This is a genomic window from Marinovum sp. E3, from assembly GCF_055755275.1.
This window is the reverse complement of record NZ_CM146908.1, coordinates 2,095,761-2,117,678: the sequence shown is the minus strand read 5'-3', so window position 1 is coordinate 2,117,678 and position 21,918 is coordinate 2,095,761. Positions and strand designations below refer to the sequence as shown.

23 protein-coding genes are annotated in these 21,918 nt (G+C 64.7%); 6 read left to right on the top strand and 17 right to left on the bottom strand.

The window, feature by feature from the left end; genetic code table 11:
- Nucleotides 1-49: 49 nt before the first annotated feature.
- Nucleotides 50-409 carry a phosphoribosyl-AMP cyclohydrolase gene (hisI, locus tag AC0J5K_RS10385; RefSeq protein ID WP_048531073.1) on the top strand — a complete coding sequence of 120 codons (360 nt, stop codon included), beginning with the start codon at nt 50-52 and terminating at the stop codon, nt 407-409.
- A 46-nt stretch (nt 410-455) separates the two neighbouring features.
- Here the strand turns inward: hisI and gluQRS are convergent, their stop codons facing one another.
- From gluQRS to AC0J5K_RS10370, 3 genes are read right to left on the bottom strand one after another with little or no spacing between them, the layout of a single operon-like run.
- Nucleotides 456-1,322 carry a tRNA glutamyl-Q(34) synthetase GluQRS gene (gene gluQRS / locus AC0J5K_RS10380; RefSeq protein ID WP_274563015.1) on the bottom strand — a complete coding sequence of 289 codons (867 nt, stop codon included), beginning with the start codon at nt 1,320-1,322 and terminating at the stop codon, nt 456-458.
- A 5-nt stretch (nt 1,323-1,327) separates the two neighbouring features.
- Entirely contained in the window at nt 1,328-2,680 is a 1,353-nt protein-coding gene (trmFO, locus tag AC0J5K_RS10375; protein ID WP_274563016.1) for a methylenetetrahydrofolate--tRNA-(uracil(54)-C(5))-methyltransferase (FADH(2)-oxidizing) TrmFO, read from the bottom strand.
- A gap of 39 nt (nt 2,681-2,719) precedes the next feature.
- The gene (locus AC0J5K_RS10370; RefSeq protein ID WP_274563017.1) at nt 2,720-3,505 is read right to left on the bottom strand and encodes an enoyl-CoA hydratase; all 786 of its coding nucleotides are present in this window, start codon (nt 3,503-3,505) and stop codon (nt 2,720-2,722) included.
- A 56-nt stretch (nt 3,506-3,561) separates the two neighbouring features.
- Here AC0J5K_RS10370 and AC0J5K_RS10365 point away from each other — a divergent pair, with 56 nt between their 5' ends.
- A complete protein-coding gene (locus AC0J5K_RS10365; protein ID WP_048531079.1) occupies nt 3,562-3,984 on the top strand; it encodes a PaaI family thioesterase in 423 nt (140 codons plus the stop codon).
- Nucleotides 3,985-4,131: 147 nt separating this feature from the next.
- Here the strand turns inward: AC0J5K_RS10365 and AC0J5K_RS10360 are convergent, their stop codons facing one another.
- On the bottom strand, nt 4,132-4,362 hold the full coding sequence (locus tag AC0J5K_RS10360) for a DUF1127 domain-containing protein (protein ID WP_048531081.1): 231 nt from the start codon (nt 4,360-4,362) through the stop codon (nt 4,132-4,134).
- Between the two features lie 96 nt (nt 4,363-4,458).
- On the opposite strand from AC0J5K_RS10360, the gene AC0J5K_RS10355 reads away from it, so the two are divergent.
- From AC0J5K_RS10355 to AC0J5K_RS10340, 4 genes are all read left to right on the top strand, one after another.
- Nucleotides 4,459-5,856 carry an aminotransferase-like domain-containing protein gene (locus AC0J5K_RS10355; protein WP_274563018.1) on the top strand — a complete coding sequence of 466 codons (1,398 nt, stop codon included), beginning with the start codon at nt 4,459-4,461 and terminating at the stop codon, nt 5,854-5,856.
- 163 nt (nt 5,857-6,019) lie between these two features.
- Complete coding sequence (gene rplM, locus AC0J5K_RS10350; RefSeq protein ID WP_048531085.1) at nt 6,020-6,484, top strand: 50S ribosomal protein L13; 465 nt, start codon at nt 6,020-6,022, stop codon at nt 6,482-6,484.
- Entirely contained in the window at nt 6,484-6,972 is a 489-nt protein-coding gene (gene rpsI, locus AC0J5K_RS10345; RefSeq protein ID WP_048531087.1) for a 30S ribosomal protein S9, read from the top strand. Before rplM ends, rpsI begins: the two co-directional genes overlap by 1 nt.
- A 104-nt stretch (nt 6,973-7,076) precedes the next feature.
- A complete protein-coding gene (locus AC0J5K_RS10340) occupies nt 7,077-8,114 on the top strand; it encodes a glycosyltransferase family 2 protein (protein ID WP_170850508.1) in 1,038 nt (345 codons plus the stop codon).
- On the opposite strand, the gene AC0J5K_RS10335 is transcribed toward AC0J5K_RS10340, so the two are convergent.
- The 13 genes from AC0J5K_RS10335 to AC0J5K_RS10275 all read right to left on the bottom strand — a co-directional run bounded on the left by AC0J5K_RS10335 (nt 8,101) and on the right by AC0J5K_RS10275 (nt 21,845).
- On the bottom strand, nt 8,101-8,958 hold the full coding sequence (locus AC0J5K_RS10335) for a sulfotransferase family protein (RefSeq protein ID WP_274563019.1): 858 nt from the start codon (nt 8,956-8,958) through the stop codon (nt 8,101-8,103). The genes AC0J5K_RS10340 and AC0J5K_RS10335 overlap by 14 nt on opposite strands.
- Nucleotides 8,959-8,967: 9 nt before the next feature.
- Nucleotides 8,968-9,585 carry a TetR/AcrR family transcriptional regulator gene (locus tag AC0J5K_RS10330; RefSeq protein WP_048531093.1) on the bottom strand — a complete coding sequence of 206 codons (618 nt, stop codon included), beginning with the start codon at nt 9,583-9,585 and terminating at the stop codon, nt 8,968-8,970.
- Nucleotides 9,578-10,462 (bottom strand): polyphosphate kinase 2, encoded by an 885-nt coding sequence (gene ppk2, locus AC0J5K_RS10325; protein WP_274563020.1) that lies wholly within the window; start codon nt 10,460-10,462, stop codon nt 9,578-9,580. Before ppk2 ends, AC0J5K_RS10330 begins: the two co-directional genes overlap by 8 nt.
- A gap of 54 nt (nt 10,463-10,516) precedes the next feature.
- Nucleotides 10,517-11,485, bottom strand: a complete 969-nt coding sequence (locus tag AC0J5K_RS10320) for an alpha/beta fold hydrolase (RefSeq protein WP_274563021.1) — start codon at nt 11,483-11,485, stop codon at nt 10,517-10,519.
- 1 nt (nt 11,486) lies between these two features.
- On the bottom strand, nt 11,487-12,425 hold the full coding sequence (metA, locus tag AC0J5K_RS10315) for a homoserine O-acetyltransferase MetA (protein ID WP_274563022.1): 939 nt from the start codon (nt 12,423-12,425) through the stop codon (nt 11,487-11,489).
- Nucleotides 12,426-12,484: 59 nt separating this feature from the next.
- Nucleotides 12,485-13,357, bottom strand: coding sequence for an ATPase (locus AC0J5K_RS10310; protein ID WP_274563023.1), 873 nt, complete (start codon nt 13,355-13,357; stop codon nt 12,485-12,487).
- A gap of 112 nt (nt 13,358-13,469) precedes the next feature.
- A complete protein-coding gene (locus AC0J5K_RS10305; RefSeq protein WP_074835040.1) occupies nt 13,470-14,648 on the bottom strand; it encodes an OmpP1/FadL family transporter in 1,179 nt (392 codons plus the stop codon).
- A 98-nt stretch (nt 14,649-14,746) separates the two neighbouring features.
- Nucleotides 14,747-15,640, bottom strand: coding sequence for a DMT family transporter (locus tag AC0J5K_RS10300; RefSeq protein ID WP_074835038.1), 894 nt, complete (start codon nt 15,638-15,640; stop codon nt 14,747-14,749).
- A 147-nt stretch (nt 15,641-15,787) separates the two neighbouring features.
- Entirely contained in the window at nt 15,788-16,408 is a 621-nt protein-coding gene (locus tag AC0J5K_RS10295; RefSeq protein ID WP_048531107.1) for a COG3650 family protein, read from the bottom strand.
- A gap of 75 nt (nt 16,409-16,483) precedes the next feature.
- Nucleotides 16,484-18,724 (bottom strand): phosphoenolpyruvate--protein phosphotransferase, encoded by a 2,241-nt coding sequence (ptsP, locus tag AC0J5K_RS10290; protein ID WP_074835036.1) that lies wholly within the window; start codon nt 18,722-18,724, stop codon nt 16,484-16,486.
- Nucleotides 18,725-18,793: 69 nt separating this feature from the next.
- The gene (locus AC0J5K_RS10285) at nt 18,794-19,576 is read right to left on the bottom strand and encodes a hypothetical protein (protein ID WP_274563026.1); all 783 of its coding nucleotides are present in this window, start codon (nt 19,574-19,576) and stop codon (nt 18,794-18,796) included.
- Between the two features lie 55 nt (nt 19,577-19,631).
- A complete protein-coding gene (locus tag AC0J5K_RS10280) occupies nt 19,632-20,870 on the bottom strand; it encodes an aspartate kinase (protein WP_048531112.1) in 1,239 nt (412 codons plus the stop codon).
- A gap of 132 nt (nt 20,871-21,002) precedes the next feature.
- On the bottom strand, nt 21,003-21,845 hold the full coding sequence (locus AC0J5K_RS10275; protein WP_274563030.1) for a tellurite resistance TerB family protein: 843 nt from the start codon (nt 21,843-21,845) through the stop codon (nt 21,003-21,005).
- Nucleotides 21,846-21,918 lie beyond the last annotated feature (73 nt).

The window sequence follows — 21,918 nt, the reverse complement described above, 5'->3', positions numbered from 1 at the left end:
CGTTTCTTAAATAGGCGTCCAGAGCGCTCTTGCAAAAGGTTTTTCGCCCATGTCCTTTGATCCTTCGACCTTGGTCTACAACGATGCCGGGCTGATTCCGGCGATTGCCCAGGACGCCACCAGCGGCGAAGTGCTGATGATGGCCTGGATGAACCAGGAGGCGGTGGCACGAACGTTGGCGACCGGCCGGGTGACTTATTGGTCGCGGTCGCGACAGAGCTTCTGGGTCAAGGGCGAGACCTCGGGCCATGTGCAGGAGCTGGTGAACCTGCGGATCGACTGTGATCGCGATTGCCTGCTGCTGACGGTGAACCAGACCGGGGCCGCCTGCCACACCGGGCGCCGCACCTGTTTCTATACCGAGGTGCGCAGCGGCGCCGAGGTCGAGCTGATGCAGCCGGAGCGCTGAGGGGGCTTTGCGCCCGTCCGCCAGGGCGGGTTCCCCAACGGTATTTTCAAACAGAAGCAGAGGCGGGCGGAAGGCCGACCATGGCGCGGAGGTCGGCCGGGCGCTTGCCCTCGCTGCGATAGAGCGCGATGGCGCGGGCGTCGTCGCGCTTGGCAAGGCGCTTGCCAGAGGCGTCGCGGATCAGCCGGTGATGGTGATAGCGCGGGGTCGGAAAGTCGAGCAGATGTTGCAGGACCACATGGATCGCGGTGGCATCAAAGAGATCCTGGCCGCGGATCACATGGCTGATTTCCTGATCCGCGTCGTCGGCGACGATGGCCAGGTGATAGGCGGCGCCCATGTCGCGGCGGGCCAGAACCACATCGCCGACGCTGTCGATCATCTGCCGGGCTGTGACGGCGCGCGGGCCGGGGTAAAAGGTTTCTTCGTGAAAAGCCGCCTCTCCAATGGCTTGCATGGCTTTCTTCATGTCGAGCCTGAGCGCCTGATCCTGCGGCATCGGGCCGCTGCGGGGCCGGTTCCGGCAGGTGCCGGGATAGATCAGCCCGTCGGGGCCAAAGCGCGGCGCGCCCTCCTGCGGGGCGTTGGCGGCGGCCTGAATGTCGCGCCGGGTGCAGGTGCAGGGATAGAGCAGCCCGCGGCGCCAGAGGCGCTCCAGTGCGGCGCGGTAGCGCGGGAGGCGGTCGGACTGGCGCCAGACCGGCGCGGGCCAGCTTAGCCCCAGCCAGTGCAGGTCGTCGCAGATCTGCGCCGCCCATTCCGGGCGGGCGCGGCTCTGATCGATGTCGTCGAGACGCAGGTGGAAGCTGCCGCCGGCCGCCTGCGCCGCGTCATAGGCCGTCAGCGCCGAGAAGGCGTGGCCCAGATGCAGCGGCCCGGTCGGCGAGGGGGCGAAGCGGGTGCGAAAGGCCACGGGGGTCAGGCGGCGCTGGCCATCGCGCCGAGCCAGTCCTGCCAGGCCGCTTTGGCGCGGTCGGTATAGGCCTTGTAGCGGTCCTTGCGACCACGGCGCCCGCCCTTGAGCCCGTCGACCGGGCGGAACAGCCCGAAGTTGACGTTCATCGGCTGAAAGGTCTTGGCCTCGGCGCCGCCGGTGATGTGGTGGATCAGCGCGCCCATGGCGCTGTCCTGCGGCACCTCGGGCAGCGGTTGGCCAAGGATCTCGGCGGCGGCCATGCGTCCCGCCAACAGCCCCATGGCGGCGCTTTCGACATAGCCCTCGACGCCGGTGATCTGGCCGGCAAAGCGGATGTTGGGCCGCGATTTCAGCCGCATCTGCGCATCCAGCAGGGTCGGCGAGTTGAGGAAGGTGTTGCGGTGGATGCCGCCGAGCCGGGCAAAGCGCGCTTCTTCCAACCCGGGGATCATCCGCAGCACCTCGGTCTGGGCGCCGTATTTCATCTTGGTCTGGAAGCCGACGATATTGTAGAGCGTGCCCAGCGCGTTATCCCGGCGCAACTGGACGACCGCATGGGCCTTGACGTCGGGCTGATGCGGGTTGGTCAGGCCCACGGGCTTCATCGGGCCATGGCGCAGGGTCTCGCGGCCGCGTTCGGCCATGACCTCGATCGGCAGGCAGCCGTCGAAATAGCCGGCCGTCTCGCCGTCGTGGAACTCGGTCTTGTCGGCGGCGAGCAGGGCGTCGATGAAGGCCTCGTATTGGGCGCGGTCCATCGGGCAGTTGAGATAGGCCTTGCGCTCTTCCTCGGTCTCGCCCTTGTCGTAGCGCGACTGCATCCAGGCCTTCGACATGTCGATGCTCTCGGCATAGACGATCGGCGCGATGGCGTCGAAGAAGGCGAGCGCATCGGCGCCGGTCTCGGCGGCGATCGCCTGGCCCAGCGCCGAAGAGGTCAGCGGGCCGGTGGCGATGATCCACTGGCCGTCGCGCGGCAGCTCGGTGATCTCGCCATACTCCACCCGAACGTTGGGCAGCGCCTTGAGCGCCGCGGTCACATCCTCGGCAAAGGGGTCGCGGTCGACCGCCAGGGCACCGCCGGCGGGCAGGCGGTGACGGTCGGCGGTGGCCATGATGAGGCCACCCGCCGCGCGCATTTCCCAATGCAGCAGGCCGACGGCATTCTGTTCGTCGTCATCCGAACGGAAGGAATTGGAACAGACCATCTCGGCCAGATTGCCGGTGCGATGAGCAAAGGTTTCGACCTTGGGGCGCATCTCGTGGATCACCACATTGACGCCCAGTTGCGCGGCCTGCCAGGCGGCCTCGGATCCGGCCATGCCGCCGCCGACGATATGAAGCTCTTGTGTCATGCGCGCTCACATACGCCTTTTGGCGGGGCTGTCAAAGGGTCACTGCCGCCAGCTGGCGGGACGTTTATCCAGAAAGGCGCTGATGCCCTCGGTGGTGTCGCGGTCGAGCATGTTCTCGACCATGACCTGGCCGGTATAGGCATAGGCCGCGTCGAGCCCCATCTCGGCCTGGGCGTAGAAGGCCTGTTTGCCGATGCGCACCGCCGTACCCAGCTTTTCGGCGACCTGTTCGGCCAGCGCCCGGGCCTCGGCCTCGAGCGCCTCGGCGGGCACGACGCGGTTGACGAGGCCCAGGGTCTCGGCTTCGTCGGCTTCGATGAACTGGCCGGTGGTGAGCATTTCAAAGGCCTTCTTGCGCGGGATATTGCGGGTCAGCGCCACCATCGGCGTCGAGCAGAACAACCCGATGTTGACGCCGTTGACGCCAAACCGCGTGCCCTCGGCCGCGACCGCCATGTCGCAGCTGGCCACCATCTGGCAACCGGCGGCGGTGGCGATGCCATGCACCTGGGCGATCACCGGCTGGGGCAGGCGGGTCAGCCCGGTCATCACGCTGGCGCAGCGGTCGAAGAGATCGGCGAAATAAGCCTTGCCACCATCTTCGGCCTGTCGCCCCCGGGTCATCTGCTTGAGGTCGTGACCGGCGCAGAACGCCTTGCCGGCGCCGGAGATCACCACGGCGCGAACGCTGGTGTCCGCGTGCAGGGCATCGATCTGGGTCTGGAGCTCGGCCAGCATTTCGTCGGACAGCGCGTTCAGCCGCTCGGGCGCGTTCATCCGCAAATGGGCCACGGCCCCGGTGTCGCAACGTTCCAAAATCGCCATCTTGCCCTCCCTTGGCCTGGGCGGCAGCCTAGCGTCACACAGCGCAAGAGGGAAGAATGACAATCGTCGTGAACGCCGAAGAGATGACAGAGTTTCTGAGCGAGGTCTTTCCGCAGGTCGAGGGGATGTTCTCAATCGACCGGCTCGACGAGGAGGTACTGGTGATGCGGCTGCATGCCTCGGAGCGGCACCTGCGGCCCGGCGGCACGGTCTCGGGCCCGGCAATGTTCGCGCTGGCCGATGTCGGCGCCTATGTGGCGACGATGTCGCGGATCGGGCGCCAGGCGCTGGCGGTGACAACCAATTGCTCGATCGATTTCATGCGCAAGCCTGCGGCGGGGGCGGATGTGCTGGGGCAGTTCCGGTTGTTGAAGATCGGCCGGGCGCTGAGCGTGGTGGACTGCCTACTCTATTCCGAAGGCCAGGCGTCGCCGGTCGCCCGGGCGAACCTGACCTATTCGATCCCGCCCGGGCGCTGAGGCGCGCCCGGACCTGCGTCGGGGCTCTGGGCAAGGGACCACGAGGTCCCGGGGCGGGCCCGGGACGGGGGCCTCACCTGGCGGCGGCAGAAAAAAGGCCCGGAGGCATCGCCCCGGGCCCAGGAAGAGGTCTGTCAGGAGAGGGATCTACCCCTGCCAGAACGGGCGAGCGGCCTCTCGTTCGGCCAGATCGCGCGTCACGCCGATGTCCCTGAGCAGGTGATCATCGAGATGTTTCAGCTTGGTGCGGGTGCGGTGGTGGGCCTCCCACTTGGCAATCGCCACGACCGCCTTGAGCGCCACCGATGCGATCGGGGTCAGGGGACGGCCGTCAAGAAAGCCTGCTGCCTGCGCTGGGGTCTGCTGGAGATGTGCCATGGGAGATCCTTTCGTGAATTGTATTGACACAATGCGGCGAATTGCCGTAGATAATTGATACATTGAACATGTGTAATGATCCATGGAAATATTGTGATGGATACAATTTCAATCGGTGATATTTCCGGCATGGACGGTCCGAAATATCGCGCCGTGGCCGAGTTGATCGGCAGCGCCATCGCCGAGGGCAAGCTTGCCCGAGGTGACAAGCTGCCGCCGGTGCGGGATCTCGCATGGGAGCTGAAAATAACCCCAGGCACGGTTGCGCGGGCCTATTCGGTTCTGACGGACAAGGGCGTGTTGCGGGCCGAGGTGGGGCGCGGCACCTTTGTGGCGGGGCAGGACGACAGGGCGGCGCCGGAGCCGCGCCTGCTGATCCGCAATCCGCCGCGCGAAACCGGGATTGTATCGCTTTTCAGCCCGCAATTGCCCGATGTCGGCCAGGTCGACGCGATCCGCCGCACCCTGCGCGAGGTGGCCGAGAGCGATGCGACCGATCTGCTCAACTATCCCTCCGCCGGCGCCTCCGACAGCGCGCGCCAGGCGGCGGCGCGCTGGCTTTCGACGGCGCGGCTGGGGCCGGTCGATCCCGACCGGCTGGTCTTTACCCATGGCGGACAGAATGCGGTGTCCTTAGTGATGCAATGCGTTCTGCGTGGGCGGCGGCCGGTGATTCTGGTCGAAGAGCTGTCTTATCCGGGTTTCCGCCGTGCCGCCGAACTGTTGCGCGCCGAGGTGGTGCCGGTGCCGATGGACGCCAGGGGGGTGATCCCGGAAGAGCTCGACCGGTTGGCGCGCACCCATGCGGCGCAGCTTTTCTGCACCTCGCCCGAGGTGCAGAGCCCGACCTGCCTGCACACCCCGCTCGACCGCCGCGAAGCCATTGCCGAGGTGGCGCGGGCGCGCGGGCTGAACATTCTCGAGGACGATTGTTACCGCCTGTCCGAAACGCGACTGCCCGGCTATCGCATGTTGCTGCCGGATCAGACCTGGTACATTGCCTCGATCTCCAAGCTGCTGACCCCGGCGCTGCGGGTCGGCTTTGCTGTGGCGCCGCGAGGCAGCGACACCACCCTGCGCCGCGCCGCCGAATACGGCTTTTTCGGCCTCTCGACCCCGCTGGCCGAGATGATCGGGCGTTTGCTCGGCGCGCCGTCGGCCGACAGGCTGGTGGCCGAGGTTCGCACCGAGGTGGAGCGTTACATTCGCGTCGGGGTGAATACCCTGGGCAGCTACGATCTGACCTGGAACCCCGATGTGCCCTTTTTCTGGCTGCGTCTGCCCGAGGGCTGGCGGGTCTCGGCCTTCTGCCAGGCGGCCGAGGCGCAGGGCCTCAAGATCCGCAGCGCCGAGGATTTCGCCATGCGCGACGCGAGGGTGCCCCACGCGGTACGCATCGCCGTCAACGCCGAGGTGACGCTGGCCTCTTTCGAGGATGCGATGCTGCGCCTGCGCCGGTTGCTGGACAAGCCGCCGGAAAATATCGGTGTCTGAATGGGGTATTTAGATACCTAATTTACAAGTATTTGAAATAGCTATATTAATTCGCGCTAACGCATCTTGACTGTGTCTTTGCAGTCTTTATAACCCGCCCATCGAATTTGGCGCCGGGGTCTCCCCGAGGCGTCGGAACTCAAGACCCAAGGGTAGACCCGATATGAAAACCTTCTCTGCGACTCCGGCAGACATCGAGAAGAAATGGATCGTCATCGACGCCGAAGGCGTGGTGCTCGGCCGTCTCGCCTCGATCGTCGCCACCCGCCTGCGCGGCAAGCACAAGCCTTCCTTCACGCCCCACATGGACTGTGGTGACAATGTCATCATCGTCAATGCCGACAAGGTTCAGCTGACCGGCAAGAAGCGCGAAGAAAACCACTATTGGCACACCGGCCACCCGGGCGGCATCAAGTCGCGCACCAAACAGCAGATCCTCGAGGGCGCCCACCCCGAGCGCGTCGTGACCCTGGCGGTCAAGCGCATGCTGCCGGGCAACCGTCTGGCGCGCCAGCAGATGACCAACCTACGCGTCTATGCCGGCACCGAGCACCCCCACGAGGCGCAGTCGCCCGAAGTGCTCGACGTCAAGAACATGAACTCGAAAAACACCCGGGTGGCGAAATAATGGCTGAGCAAGTGAATTCCCTGGAAGACCTGAACGCCGTCACCGGCGGTGTCGAAGCCGTGACCGAGGTGGAAACCCCGCGCGAACCCGTCCGTGACGAGCTCGGCCGGGCCTATGCCACCGGCAAGCGGAAAGACGCGGTTGCCCGTGTCTGGATCAAGCCGGGCTCCGGCAAGGTCTCGGTCAATGGCCGCGAGCTGAACACCTATTTCGCGCGTCCCGTGCTGCAAATGATCCTGCGCCAGCCCTTTACCGTGGCCGGTGTCGAAGACCAGTTCGACGTGCAGGCAACCGTCAAGGGCGGTGGTCTCTCGGGTCAGGCCGGTGCGGTCAAGCACGGCATCTCCAAGGCGCTGCAACTTTACGATCCCTCGCTGCGCGGCGCGCTGAAAGCCGCCGGCTTCCTGACCCGCGACAGCCGGGTTGTGGAACGGAAGAAATACGGCCGCCGCAAGGCCCGCCGGAGCTTCCAGTTCTCCAAGCGTTAAGCTTTACGGACATGTATCGGAAAAGGCCGCCTTTCGGGGCGGCCTTTTTCATGCGCGGGGCGAGGGGGCTTGACGCGCGGCCCGCAACATCCGAAGGCACTGCCATGAGCGCATACGGAATAGAAGACGCGGGCCGATTGGCGCGGGTGGTAAGCGGGCAGGTGGATGCCGGCAAGCTGACGCTGTTTTCCACCATGAAGAACGAGATGGGCTTCCTGCCGGCCTTCCTGGCGCATCATCGGGCCATCGGCTTCGAGCAATTCCTGATCTTCGACGATGCCTCGGACGACGGCACCAGCGCCTATCTCGCGGCGCAATCGGATTGCGTGGTCATGCAATCCGATCTCAGCTTTGGCGATGAGATCACCTATCGCGACCCCGACGGCGAAAGCCGCAGGGAACGCGCCGGCACCTATTTCAAGATCGCCCTGCCGCATCTGTTTTTCGACGGCGCCTATGTCGCCTATGTCGATGCCGACGAATTCCTGCTGCTGCCGCCCGGGGTCAGTTCGATCTCCAAGGTGGTGACACGGCTTGCGGCCGAAGGCGCGCCCTCGGCGATTGCCACGGTGGTGGAATTCTTTCCGGAAAACGTTGCCGGGCTCTCGGGCGATCTGCCGAAAAGCTTTGACGGGCTGCTCGAGGCCTACCCGTATTTCCAGGCCGAAGCGCTTGTCGATCTGGTGCCGGGGCGCCAGCCGGAGCTCTTGGGGAAATCGAAAACAGCGCGTCTTTTCAAGCAATTCGATATCGAACCCAAGGTGGAGCGCCGGGGGCTTCAACGGCTTTACATGTCCTCCAGGGCGAAAAAGGCACAACAGTTCCAGAAGTCGCCGCGCCACAAGACGCCGCTGGTGTTGCGCAACGCCGAAAGCCGGCTGACCGGATCGCATTACGCCAATCTCGCGCCCAGCAGCACGGTGCTGCTGACCGTGGCGCATTTTGTCTTTACCGCGCAGTTCGCCGACAAGATCGCCCGCGCCAGGGCCTGGGGGGCGCATGCCAATGGCGCCTCGAAATACCGCTATTACGCCGAGCTTCTGGCTCGGATGCAGGCCCGCAAGGGCAGCTTTCTCGACGAGAACTCGCTGCGTTACGAGGGGCCGCAGCAGTTGATCGACGCCGGGCTCATGCGCTGGTGAGAAACCGCGCGCTGGGCCAGACCCGGGCGATCTGCGGCAGACGCCGGGCGACGGCGGCATAGACCGGGGCGTAATGCCGGGCGATTTCGGCGGTCAGGTCGTCAGAGATGCCACCGGCCGAGCCGCGGGCATTGACCTTTTGTCCCCCGGCCTCGGCCTCGGCCGGAACGCCGGCAAACGCCGCCAGATCGGCGATGCCCTCGGGCGTGAACAGTTCTTCGAAAAGGCAGATGAACCGGTCTTCCGGTGCAAAGACCGTCTCCATCGCCTCGAGCGTCATGTCATAGCGCGTCCGCGCCGCGGCCTCTGCGCTGGCATAAAAGCCGCGCAGCCCGGCCTCGAAATCCGCCGGTTCCGGCGCCGTGCCCTTGTCGATGTCCATCCGGTAATGCGACCGGATTCGGGCCACCGGGTCGCGCATCGAGAACAGGCATTTCACTGATATTCCAGTCTCTTCAAAGCCATCCTTGATCTTTTGCAGCAGCGGCGCGGGCAGGGCGGCATAGCTGGGGGTGATGTCGCCGGTCATTGTCACGCCGGGCCGGTTCAGCAACTGTTCGAAATAGGAGAAATACTGTTGCCGGTCGTTCTGCATCCGCCAGCGCAGATGGTCGGCTGGCTCGGTCATACCGAGCCGCCGCTTGGCCTCGGCGCGCAGCATCTGAAAGCCCGAGGGTGTGGCCAGCCGGTAGCGGGCAAAGACCGAGCCGAGGTCACTCTCCCAGATCTGATACTCACCGAGACGGCCGAAATCGGCGCCTTGCTGGCGGTTCAGATACGCCTGAATCCAGCTCGATCCGCATTTCTGGCCACCAAGGCCGAGGAAGAAGGTCTTGTCGCTCATGCGCCTGCCTTACGCGTCCGGCGGGATCAGGCCAAGACCCCTGAGGTAAATCCCGATGCCGGCCTCAAGCAGTTCTTCGGGCGGATAGGGGCTGCGGGTGCCGGGCGAGCCGCGGGCGAAAAGTTCGACCACCCCGTGGCTCAGGGCCCAGATATGCGCCGAGAACATCGCGGCGGGCGGGCGCTTGTCGGCGGGGATATGCTGCGACAGACCCTCGGCGGCCTTTTCCAGCACGCCGCGCGCCCGCGCCGAGGCGGCGGCCAGATCCGGTGTCTTGTTGACCGAGACGCCGCTTTCGAACATCGCGATGTAATGGCCGGGGTGCTTGCGGGCAAAGGCCAGATAGGCCCGGCCCGTGGCCTCGAAGGCGGCCAGGGCCGAGGGTTTGCCGCTGTCATAGGCGTAATCCATGACATCGGCGAAAATCTCGTAGCCCTGAAGCGCGGCTTCGGCAATCAGGTCCTCGCGCCCCTCGAAATGGCGATAGACCGCAGCCGGGGTGACGCCCGCCTGTTTTGCCGCCTCGGAGAGCGTGAAGCCCGTTGGCCCCCGGTCTTCGATCAGCTTCAGGGCGGCGTCGATCAGCGCCTGCCGCAGGTTGCCGTGGTGATAGCCGCGTTTAGGCATCTTGTGCGCGGGCCTGCCAGAGATCCGGCCCGCCGGCGATCAGCGGATCCACCGCCCCGATGGCGGCCGTGTCCTTGTTGGCATAATCGATCCGGTGCAGCACGGTGCGGATGGCATTGATCCGGGCGCGCCGCTTGTCGTCGCTGCGCACCACGGTCCAGGGCGCAATCTCGGTATGGCTGCGCTCGAAGGTTTCGGCGATGGCCGCGGTATAGGCATCCCAGCGCTTGAGCCCCTCGACGTCGATCCAGCTCAGTTTCCAATGCTTGAGCGGGTCGCTCTCGCGGCTGAGAAAGCGCCGCAACTGCTCGGCGCGGCCGACGTTGAGCCAGAGCTTGATCAGGATGATGCCGTCATCCAACAGCATCTTTTCGAAGTCGGGCACCTGCTGAAAGAAATGCGCGCGCTGCGCCTCGGAGCAGAAATCGAACACCTTTTCCACCACCGCGCGGTTGTACCACGACCGGTCGAACAGCACGATCTCGCCGGCCGTGGGCAGGCGGGTGACGTAGCGCTGGAAATACCATTGCCCGGCTTCCCGGTCCGAAGGTTTCGACAGTGCCACGACCTGGGCGACCCGGGGGTTCAGGTTCTCGCGAAAGCGCTTGATCGTGCCGCCCTTGCCTGCGGCGTCGCGGCCTTCGAAAACCACGGCCACCCGCGCGCCGCTGTCCTTGGCCCAGGCCTGAAGCTTGACCAGCTCGATTTGCAGCGCCTTCATCGCCTTGTCATAGGCCTTGCGAGGCATGCGGTCGGAATAGGGGTAGCCCTCCGACAGCATCTCGCCTTTCTCGGCGCGCCAAATGGCATCACGGATCGGCTTGGGGGCCTCGTTTTCGAAGTAGGTACTGATTGCACCGTCAAAAGGTTGTGCCATGGGGCCTCGCATATTTTCACGTAAATATGGCGTCTTAGGCCAGGTGTTGCAATGTTAATGCCCTTCACGAAGCCCGGCGCGGGCGGCGGCGCGGTGCACCGCCTGGATCACGGCATGCGGATCGGCGTGATGCGGCATGTGGCCGACACCGGGCATCCGCAGCAGGTTGGCATCGGGCGCCTGGCGGCTCAGCGGTTCGGAGTGGATCTCCAGCGGCACGATGGTATCGGCCTCACCGTGCAGGATCTCCAGCGGCATCTCGAGCCGGTGATATTGCTCCGACATCTCCACCACCTGCGGCCGCAGCCGGGTGATCTGGCGGGCATTGGCGCGCAGGCTGTCGCGGCGTAGTGTCAGCCCGGCGCCGATGTGGCGGGCATAGCCCACAGGCACGCGTTGCGGCTTGAAAATCGCCTCGAGCGCGGCATGAACCCGGTCGAGCGGCGCGAAGGCGGTAATCAGCGGCACCACCAATGCACTGCCCAGGCGCGAGGAATTGACGTGGTACAGCGTGTCGAGCCCACCGGGCCAGGGATTTGACACCGCGCCCAGCAGGATCAGTCCGACAGTCTCTTCGGGGCGCTCCAGCGCCCAGGCCAGCGCCACCGCGCCGCCGAAGGAATGGCCCAGCACCAGCGGCCTCGTCACGCCCAGCCGATCGGCGGCCTTCTGTAACAGACGGGCCTGTTCGCCGGGGGTCTCACCCCGGTCGTGCAGCCGATCGGTCCAGCCCAACCCCGGCCGGTCCAGGGCGATCACCCGGTAATGCTGCGCCAGCGGTTCGATCAGATCGAAGCTGAAATCGCGCAGATTGCCCGAGGCCCCATGGATCAGCACCAGATCGGGGCCGGCCCCGGTGACCAGCGCATGCACCGTGGTGCCGTCGATGTCGATCAGCTTGCCCGAGGGGCCAAACTGCGCTTCGGCTTCGGCCTCTCGCAGATCCGCCCGCCGGTCGATCAGGAACACGCCGCCGGCCAAGAGCGCCACGGTCAGCAGGGCGAAGGCGAGGTTGGCGATCATCTCAGCCCCGGAGGTCGGTCGACTTGGAACCGATTTCGGCCATGTCGAAGGGCGTCGTCAGATAGAGTTCGCTGATCCAGTTGCCGTAGAGCAGATGGGCATGACTGCGCCAGCGGTTCTGCGGCTTCTTGCTGGGATCATCGCCGGGGTAGTAGTTGCGCGGCACGTTGATCGCGGTGCCATTGGCAACGTCACGGTCGTATTCTTCCTTCAGCGTGCCGCTGTCATATTCGAAGTGATTGAAGATATAGAGCGCCCGGTGCTTCGGATCCTCGACCAGGCAGGGCCCGACTTCGTCGCTGCCCAGCAGGGTGCGCAGCCCGGCGGCGGCATCGATCTCGGGCTGGCGCATCTCGGTCCAGCGGCTGACCGGGATGACGAACTCGTCGGAAAAGCCGCGCAGGTAGGGCGAGGCGGGGTCGAGGTTTGTATGGCGGAAGCAGCCGAAGGCCTTGTGATCGAGGATATGTTTCTGCACCCCGTGGAAATAGTTGATCATCGCCATGCCACCCCAGCAGACGCCAAAGGTGGAATGCACGTTGGTCTGGGTCCAGTCGAAGATCTGCGTGAGCTCTTCCCAATAGGTCACATCCTCGAACGGCAGATGCTCGATCGGCGCCCCGGTGATGATAAGCCCGTCGAATTTCCAGTCCTTCACCTCGCGGAACGGGTGGTAAAAGCTCTCCATATGCTCGGCCGAGGTGGTCTTGGTCTCGTGCTCGCTCATCCGGATCAGCGTTAACTCGATCTGCAAGGGCGAGGCGCCGATCAGCCGGGCGAATTGGGTCTCGGTGGCGATCTTCTTGGGCATCAGGTTGAGCAACCCGATGCGCAGCGGCCGGATGTCCTGATGCTCGGCCTGTTTCTCTGCCATGACCATCACACCCTCGCGCGAGAGCACGTCGAAGGCGGGCAGATCACTGGGCAGTTTCAGGGGCATCGGGTGTCCTTTCCTGTGGCGTCAGAGAAATAGGCCAGAGCGGCGCGCGCCACAAGCGGTCAGCTGCGCCGTGCTGACCGGGTGATCGCGCCGGCGATCAGATCGGTGAAATCGGCCTGATCGCGCACCTGGGCGATCTCGTCGGCGGTCACCGTCACACCCCAGTTCCGCGCCATCGCGGCATAAAGCGGCTGGCGGTGCGCCAGCGCCCGGCCATAGGTCCAGCGGATGAAGGCATCGGGGTTCACCTCGCCTTCGCAACAGCCCTCGACCTCGAGATATTCCTGCCAGCAGCGGGCGAGGAAGGCGGGCTGATAGGCCATCGGTTTGGGGGCGCGGTTGAACCGGCGGATCAGCTCCTGGGTATGTGCCTCTGAGCCTTCGATCCAGATCATCAGCGTGCGCTCTGACAGCGCCGAAAGCACCGGATCGGCGGGGTCTTCGGGATCGACCCATTCGCAGATTGAGCCGCCGGTGTCACAGATGAAATGCGGGTAATCATAAAGCGCCTGCGCCCGGTCGATGAAATAGCCTGTGTCCAGCAGCGCATTGATCTCGGCCTGGCGAAACTGATCCTGCCGCCGGGTGTATTCGGCCATCGGCAGACCGCCCTGATCGGGGTTGCCCGGCTTGCCCAGATAGGCCGAGACCGGGGTCAGATTGTGGAACGATATATTGGAGCCGATGTAGATGCTGTCCGACAGCAGCAGATCGCGCAGGAACGGCACCTGCATGGCATGCGCCTTGGCATTGTCGGCGATGTATTCGCCCATGTAGCGCGTGCCGATGCGGTAATCGATGGAATAGTGGAACCATGCGCCATTGTCGCGCAACATGTTGGAAACATGGGTCTTTCCAAGGCCCGACATGCCAAAGAACAGCACGCGTTTCTTGGGCGCCTGGCGCCAGTCTTCGGCAGTTGAATAGAGCATCTTCTTGGTCCCGCTGAACGTTCGCTTCGCCTAGCACACCCGCCCGCCACGAAAAAGCCCCGCCGCGATGCACGCAGGCGAGGCCAATCCGTGAGCGGATTTTATGTCGGAGTCAGAATGCGAAGCCGACAGAGATGCCAAAGCCGGTGGCGGTGTTGTCCGAGAAATCGGTCGGCGTGCCCGATTCCGCATCGCCCAGCCAGGCATGTTCGACACCTGCGGTGATCTTGGCCTTGCCCATGGTGTAGCTGCCGCCGACACCGATCGAGGTATAGCCGTCAGTGGGCGACAGGCGCGAGCTTTCGCCGCCTTTCTTGGATTCATAGCCGGCGCGGGCGAAGACCGAGAATTGGTCCGAGAGCTGACGGCCGACACCCAGTTGATAGGTGAAGGTGTCATTGTCGAAACTGGTGATCTCGCCGCCGGTTTCCGATTCATAGGCGCCGGGCTTGACCTGCCATTTCGACCATTCGGTCCATTTGACCGAGCCGAAGACCAGCGTCTTGGGGGCCACGCCCGACTGGAAATCCAGGGTCACCGATTGCGGCATGATGACCGGCGTGTCGGTGGTGGTCGACACCGGCGAGAAGGTCGGAACGCCGCCCGGCAGGCTGAGCTGGGTATAGGTCTCGCGCGCGTCGAATTCATGTTCAATCTCGGAACGATAGGTCAGCGCCACGCGCATGGCGAAATCGGGGATTTCATAGGCCGTGCCAAGAATGAAGCCGAGGTCGGTCTCTTTCGAGCTGGAGGCCGAATAATCGCTGACGATCGAGCCCGGCAGCGGGCCGCCGCCCAGCAGAGCCGGGCCGTCGGGGTCGGAGGCGATATTGCCCAGCGCCACCGGAATGGTGATGTCGGCCGAAGAGGTCAGCAGGCTCGCGCCGCCATAGACCGACAAGCGGTCGGACATGTTGTATTTCACGATGGCATCGACGGCGGTGCTGTTCCACCTGGCGGTCAGCCCCTCGTAGAAGCCCTGGCCATAGGCCGCGTCGGCCGCATAGGGCTGCGACATCAGAAGGGCGAAATCGAGCCGGTCGTTGATCGCCATCTTGAGGCCGAACCCAATGTGCCGGGTGGCGTCCGACATGTCGCCGGTGCTGCCGCCGCCGACAAAGGCCGGATAGTCGCCCGACACGTCGGCATCGGTCTGCGAAAACGAGAACTGTACGTAATTGCCCTGCTCGAAAAGGATCGCCTCGGCGGGGCGCGCACGCTCGAGGCCGCCGGCCTGAGCAATGCCTGCAAAAAGGCAGGCCGCAGAAGCGGCACTTGCTACATGTTTCATCTGGATTTTCCTGTCTCTTCCCTGGCTGAACGCTAATTCCTGAGACAGATTTCGGTCAATTCCTGACCCAACGTCACACTTTAGGTTGTTCCGTGACGTTACTTTTCTGTTACGTCAACTCCGCGCACCGGCCCGCGAACCCGTGATGCGGACCAGATATTGAGGTAATTCCCGCCGAAGATGACCAGCGCGCCCAGCAGGACCAAGAGGTCCAGCGGTTCGGAGTAGAACCACATGCCGACCAGCGCGATCACCGGAAGCCGGGCGAAATCGATCGGCATGACGACCGCCGCCGGCGCCAGCTTGAGCGCCGTCGTCAGGCAGAAATGCGCCACCAGCCCGGCAAAGGCGATCAGCACGACCCAAGGCAGGTTGGCCGCCGTGGGCAGTGCGATATCGCCATCGAACCCGGCGCATATGACGCCGAAAATCGCTTGCATTACAGTCAGGTAGAACAGGATGCAGGTGATCGTTTCGGTCCGGGTCAACAGCCGGGTGAACACCGCCGATCCGGCAAAGCCGATGGCCGCAATTGCCGCCGTGAGCTGACCGAATTCCAATGTCTCGGGGTTGGGCCGGGTGACGATCAGGATGCCGACGAAACCGATACTCGCCGCCAGCACCCGCACCCGTGTCAGCCGCTCGCCGAGGATCAGCGGCGACAGCACGATGACCCAGAGCGGCGAGGTGAACTCGAGCGCGAAGACCTGCGCCAATGGAATCGCAGTGATCGAATAGAACCACAGGTTCTGGCCCGCGAAATGGCTGAGGTTGCGGATTGTGTGCACGCCCAGGTTGCGTCGTGTCACCTGGCCCAGAGTGCCGGTGGCGCGGGCCACGGTGATCACGATGACGAAGCCGATCAGGCTGCGGTACATCATGATCTCGAAGGTATCGAGATCGAGGCTCACCGCCCGGCCGGCAATCGCCATCGCGGTAAAGGACACGATGGCGCCGATCATCCAGAACGCCGCCTTGACGGTCTCGCTCATTTCGCCACCACGGCACAGGCGCGCGTCAGATCACGCGCCACAATGGGCGCCGCTGAGAACAGGGGAGACAGGGTCGCGAAACGAAACATGGCGCGACAGGACCATATGGCGGCGGGAATGGAAAGGGGGCAACTCCGCTTTCGCGGGTTAATGCGATCCCGCTTCCAGCGGCAGCTGGCAGCAGCCGTCAAACAGGATCCGGTCCTTGCCGGCCTCGATCATCAGACTGACCGCATAGGGGTAATCGCGGTCGCTCATGCCGTCCGAGCAGAGCTGTGCACGGATCACCGCGGTCGAGGTCGCGTCGCCGGTGCCATGACGCAGAAGCGCCGGAAAGCCCGTTCGACCGGCGGCGGTGAGCAGATCGGTCAGCGGCAAGGTCGCGGAATTGTTGTTGAAATCCGAATAGAGCGCGGTGTCGCCGGTGTAGCGGATCGACCAGAACGGCTCTGTGCCGCTGCACAACAGCCCCTGCGGCAGGCGGCTTTGGCCGATCATCGCGATGTCGTCGGGCTCCAGAAACCGCATCGCCACCCAGCCGTGGCTCTCTTCCCAGACGATCCGGCCCCAATCGCCGCTTTCGTCGGTGTCGATCACCTCGACGGCGGTCTGATCATGGGCCAGATCGCCGATGTCTTCGCTGTGCGCATCCGGCAGGGCGCGGACATTGAGCGTGTCGTCCGAGGCAACATCGGTGACCCGGAAATAGCCCGGCTCGGCCAGGGCTGTACCGGCAAGCAGGCTGGCGAACAGGGCAAGACGCAACATGGCAATGGCTCCGATTCCAAAGGGGACGAAGCTGAGTATAGCGCGAAATCCGGGCGCGGCATGCGATCCCTTGGCTTATTGCGTGCGCAGGTATTCCATCACCGCATCGCGCACCGATTCCGCGCCGCGCTTGCGTTCGGCATTGATCACCTCGCGCAGCTCGTCGAGGTTGGTGCGCCGCAGCAGATGCTTGACCGGCCCGATCGAGGCCGGACGCATCGACAGGGTCCGCAGACCCATCGCCGCCATGCAGATCGCCTCGATCGGGCGGCCCGCATCCTCGCCGCAGAAGCTGACCTGCGTGCCGGTGCTGTCGCACCGCGCGATGATCATCTCCAGCAGGCTCAGGAACGAGGTGTTGAGCGTGTCGTAGCGGCGCCGCACCCGCTCGTTTTCGCGGTCGGCGGCAAAGAAGAACTGCTTGAGATCATTGCCGCCGATCGAGAGGAATTCCACTTCCTCGAAAAACGCGTTCGGCGCAAAGGCCAGCGACGGCGTCTCGAGCATGGCGCCGACCTCGAGCTTGGAGGGCAGGGGGTGGCCGAGAATCTTTTCGCGCTCGATCGCCTTGTCCATCTCGGCGCGGGCCTGCTTGTATTCGCTGTATTGCGCGATGAAAGGGAACATCACCGACAGCGGCCGGCCATTGGCCGCGCGCAGCAGCGCCTGCAATTGCATCCGCATCACGCCGGGACGGTCAAGCGCCACCCGGATCGCCCGCCAGCCCAGCGCCGGGTTCGGCTCGTCGGTGGCCTTCATGTAGGGCAGCACCTTGTCCGAGCCGATGTCGAGCGTGCGGAACACCACGCGCTTGCCCTTGGCGGCATCGAGCACGCCGGAATAGATCTGCGCCAGCTCTGTCCGCTTGGGCATCTGGTTGCGGATCAGGAACTGCAATTCGGTGCGGAACAGGCCGACGCCTTCAGCCGCCGAACTTTCCAGCGAAGGCAGATCGGCCATCAGCCCGGCGTTCATGTGCAACGAGATCGTCTTTCCGCAAAGCGTTTCCGCCGGCTTGTCGCGGATCGAGGAATAGCGCTCCTGCGCCTTGTGCAGCATCGCCATTTTGTCGCGAAAGGCGGTGACGACATTGTCGTCGGGGCGCAGGTGCACCACCCCCTGATCGCCATCGACCATGATGTGATTGCCGTTCAGCGCCTCGGTGGTGATGCGGCTGGCCTGAAGCACCAGCGGGATCGCCAGCGCCCGCGCGACAATGGCGGCATGGCTGCCGACCGCGCCTTCCTCGAGCACGATACCCTTGAGCTGACGGCCGTATTCCAAGAGCTCGCCGGGCCCGATGTTGCGGGCGATCAGGATCGGATCATCGGGCATCTCGGCGCCGGTGGCGCTGCCCTGACCGGTCAGAATGCGCAACAGTCGGTTCGACAGGTCGTCGAGGTCGTGCAGCCGTTCGCGCAGATAGGCGTCGGGCACCTGGCCCAACCGGGTGCGGGCGGCGGATTGCTCTTTCTCGACGGCGGCCTCGGCCGAAAGACCGCGCGAGATGTCTTCCTCCATGCGGCGCATCCAGCTTCGGGAATTGGCGAACATGCGATAGGCCTGAAGCACCTCGAGCTGTTCGGCATCGCCGCCCATGGCGCCGGCCAGCATCTGGTCGACGCCGACGCGCAGCTCGTCGACCGCCTCTTTCAGCCGCTCCAGCTCGCGGTGCGGATCGTCGGCGATCGGATTGGTGACCACCACCCGCGGCTCGTGCAGCCAGACATAGCCTTCGGCCGCGCCTTCCTGTCCGGTGATGCCGCGGATCAGATGCGGCTGGGTGTGGCGCGCCGAAAGCGCTGCACCCTCGCCGACAAAGACGCCCAGCTCGGCCATTTCGGCCAACACCATGGCGACGACCTCGAGCGCATAGACCTCGTCGGCGGTGAATTCGCGCGCCTCTTTCGACTGCACCACCAGCACGCCGAGCATTTCGCCCAGCCGCTGGATCGGCACGCCGAGGAAGCTGGAATAAATCTCCTCGCCGGTCTCGGCCATGTAGCGGAAACCCGGCGCCTGCGGCGCATTGGCGGTGTTGACGATATTGCCCTGCCGCGCCACCCGGCCGACAAGGCCTTCGCCGACGCGCAGCCGGGTCTGGTGCACCGCTTCCGCCTTCAGACCCTCGGTGGCACAAAGCTCGAGCGTGTCCTCGTCGCGGAACAGATAGACCGAACAGACCTCGGTCTTCATCGAATCCGCGGTCAGATGGGTGATCTTGTCGAGCCGTTCCTGACCGGCGGCTTCCTCCGCCATGAGGTCGCGCAAGCGTCTGAGAAGCTTGCGGCTTTCGCTTTCCGTACCTTCTGGCATATGTCGATGTCCCCTTATTCGGACCGAAGTGTCATGGGCGGGTGTCACGCCGCGGTGTGGCCCTTGTGTCTAACCGCAAACTGCGGCCCTGTCGCGCATCGCCGCCGGCCGGTCCAGCCGCGTCAGCAGGTTTTCGATAAAGGCGAGCCGGTGCGGCACCTGCCGGCGCAGCCGTTCCGTCAGCGCCGCGGGCAGCCGTTCGGGATGGCGCAGCGCCGCATAGGCGATCAGCAGGGTCTCGGCCAGATCCTCGCCGTCCGGGTTTTCGGCGCCATATCCGGTGAGAAATCCGCCATCGGCCTGCTGCGCCGCGCGCCAGGCCTCTGAGGCGGCATGCGGCTGGTCGAGCGTGGCATGGACGCTTTCGTGAAACACCGTTTCCTCCAGATCATGACTGGCGATGCGGCGGGCGAGGTTTTCGGCATAGACCACAAAGAACCGCCCGCGATCCTCGGCAAAGGCGCTTTCGTCGCCGTCGAGCAGCACCACATGATCGAGCTTGGCGCGCATGAACCCCGGCAGCTTGCCGATTGCATGGGCCAGCGGCGTCACCGTCGCCAGGGCCGCGTCGCGGTCGCCCAGCCGGGGATGCGCCCAGATCGGCACCACCGCGCCATCGAGATAGCGCGCATCAAAAAGATGCACGCCCTCGGCCATCAGCGGGCCGCCGCGCTTGTCCGGCATTTCGCGCTGGCCATCGCCGCGGTCGACAAGGCAGGCCAGCGCATCGGGGTCATCGGTCAGGATATAATCGATGTCATTCGAAGTGACCGAGGAAAAGAACAGTGGCTCCGCCGCCGCCGAAAGCGGCAGGCAGGCACCCAAAGCGACGGCAAAAGCCGCGTGTCGCATCACCGATCTCCCCGTTCGGACCCGACTTGCCTAGGCCCGTCGCAGGGCTTTGGCGTCAGGCCGCCTTTTCCAGTTCGAAGGCATCATGAAGCGCTTGCACGGCGAGTTCCATATATTTCCGGTCGATCAGCACGGAAATTTTTATCTCGGAAGTTGTAATGACCTTGATGTTGATCCCCTCATCCGAGAGTACCTTGAACATCTTGGCTGCCACACCGGCATGGCTGCGCATGCCGATCCCCACCACCGAGACCTTGGCGACACCGGTGTCGGCGACGATATCGTGGAAATTGATCGCGCCCGCGGCCTTGGCGTCGGCCATCGCCTTTTCCGCCCGTTTCACCTGATCGGTGGGGCAGGAGAAGGTCATGTCGGTGCGGCCCTCTTCCGAGATGTTCTGCACGATCATGTCGACATTGACGCCGGCCTCGGACAGCGGGCCAAAGATCGCGGCGGCGATGCCGGGGCGGTCGGCCACCGAGATCAGGGTCATCTTGGCCTCGTCACGGGAATAGGCCACGCCAGAGACGACATTGAGTTCCATGATTTCATCCTCATCGCAGACGAGCGTTCCGGCCGCGTCGTCCATTTCCTCGAAGCTCGAAAGCACCCGCAGTTTGACGTTATAGCGCATTGCCAGTTCGACGGAACGGGTTTGCAGCACCTTGGCGCCCAGGGAGGCCAGTTCCAGCATCTCCTCAAAGGCGATCTTGTCGAGTTTGCGGGCCTTTTCGCAGATGCGCGGGTCGGTGGTATAGACGCCGTCCACATCGGTATAGATATCGCAGCGCTCGGCGCCGAAGGCGGCTGCAAAAGCCACCGCCGTGGTGTCCGAGCCGCCCCGGCCCAGGGTGGTGACGCGGCCGTCGGGGCCGATGCCCTGAAACCCTGCGACCACGGCCACCTGCATGCCCTCGGCGAATTTCGCCGAGATGTTGTCGGTCGGGATCTCGACGATCCGCGCCGCGGCATGGGCGTTGGTGGTCTTGAGCGGCACTTGCCAGCCCTGCCAGCTGCGCGCCGGCACGTCCATTTCCTGAAGCGTCAGCGCCATCAGCCCGGCGGTCACATTCTCGCCGGACGACACGATCGCATCGTATTCGCGCGCATCAAAGAGCGGCGAGGTCTCGTTGACCAGACCGACAAGCTTGTTGGTCTCGCCCGCCATGGCCGAGACGATGACGATCACGTCATAGCCCTTGGCCACTTCCACGCCCACCCGTTTGGCGGCGCGGCGGATACGGTCGAGCGTGGCGACGGAGGTGCCGCCGAATTTCATCACCAGAAGGGGCATGGGATCGTCCTGCCTGAAGTCGTCCGGCGCGGTTTACGCAGATGGATGAAAAAGGGCAAGAGCGCCGATTGGCCGCGCCGGCAGGGTATTGCCCGGCGGCGGTGACGCCGGGCGAAAGATCGGGGCGGCGGCTCAGGCGTAGAGCGGTTGCACCCCCATCTGAAGATGCAGCATGTTCACCGTCTGCTGATCGAGGCCGAGTTCCGAGGCCAGGGTGTCGAGATATTGCGCCTCGGCCTCGGTATCCACGCGGATCGGCATCAGCGACATCGAATAGACCTGCATCTTCTGCGCGTCCGGCGTGTCGCGGGCCAGAGCCTCGGGGTCGACCTCGGCGGAGAGCTGTTTCTTGACGAAGGCCAGGCTCTCGGCGTCGGCATCCTCGCCCACGGTTTCGAGGATCTTCTTCTTTTCCGCCGCGTCGATCCCGCCATCGGACTTGGCCGCCTGGATCATCGCCCGGAGCATCAGCCCGGCGGCGGCTTCCGCCTCAGGCGCGCCGGGGGTGTCGGAAACCTGGTCGAGCATCGCGCCCACGCCCTTGCCCTGGGCCGCCGCGGCGCCGCCGGCCATCGAGAGCAGCCCGGCCAGCCCCGCGCCGCCGGCGCCCGAAAGCAACCCGCTGCCCTTGGCGTCCGCGCTCTGGCCGCCGCCCATCATGTTGCCCATCATCTCTTGCAGGTTCATCCCGGCGCCGCCGCCGGCCCCCACCATCTTGGCAAACATGTCCTGCGCCTGCGTCATGCTCTGGGCGCCGCTCTCGCGCATCTGGGCCATCATGCCGCGCATCTGCTCCATGCCGGGCATCTGGCCCAAGGCCTCGGTGGTCGGGTTCTGGCGCGCCTTTGCCGCGCCCGAGGGCACCTGCGCGCCGCCCAGCATGCCGCCGAGCCCCTGGTTCCTGCTCAGGTGATCCACCCCGCGTGCGGCGGCGTACCCCAGCGCAACCTTGGCCAAAGTGCCCATCAATCCCATGTCATATCCTCCCGTTGAAATGGATTGCCGCCACTCTGGCAGGTTTTGCCGCGCAAGTAAGGGGGGAATCCCG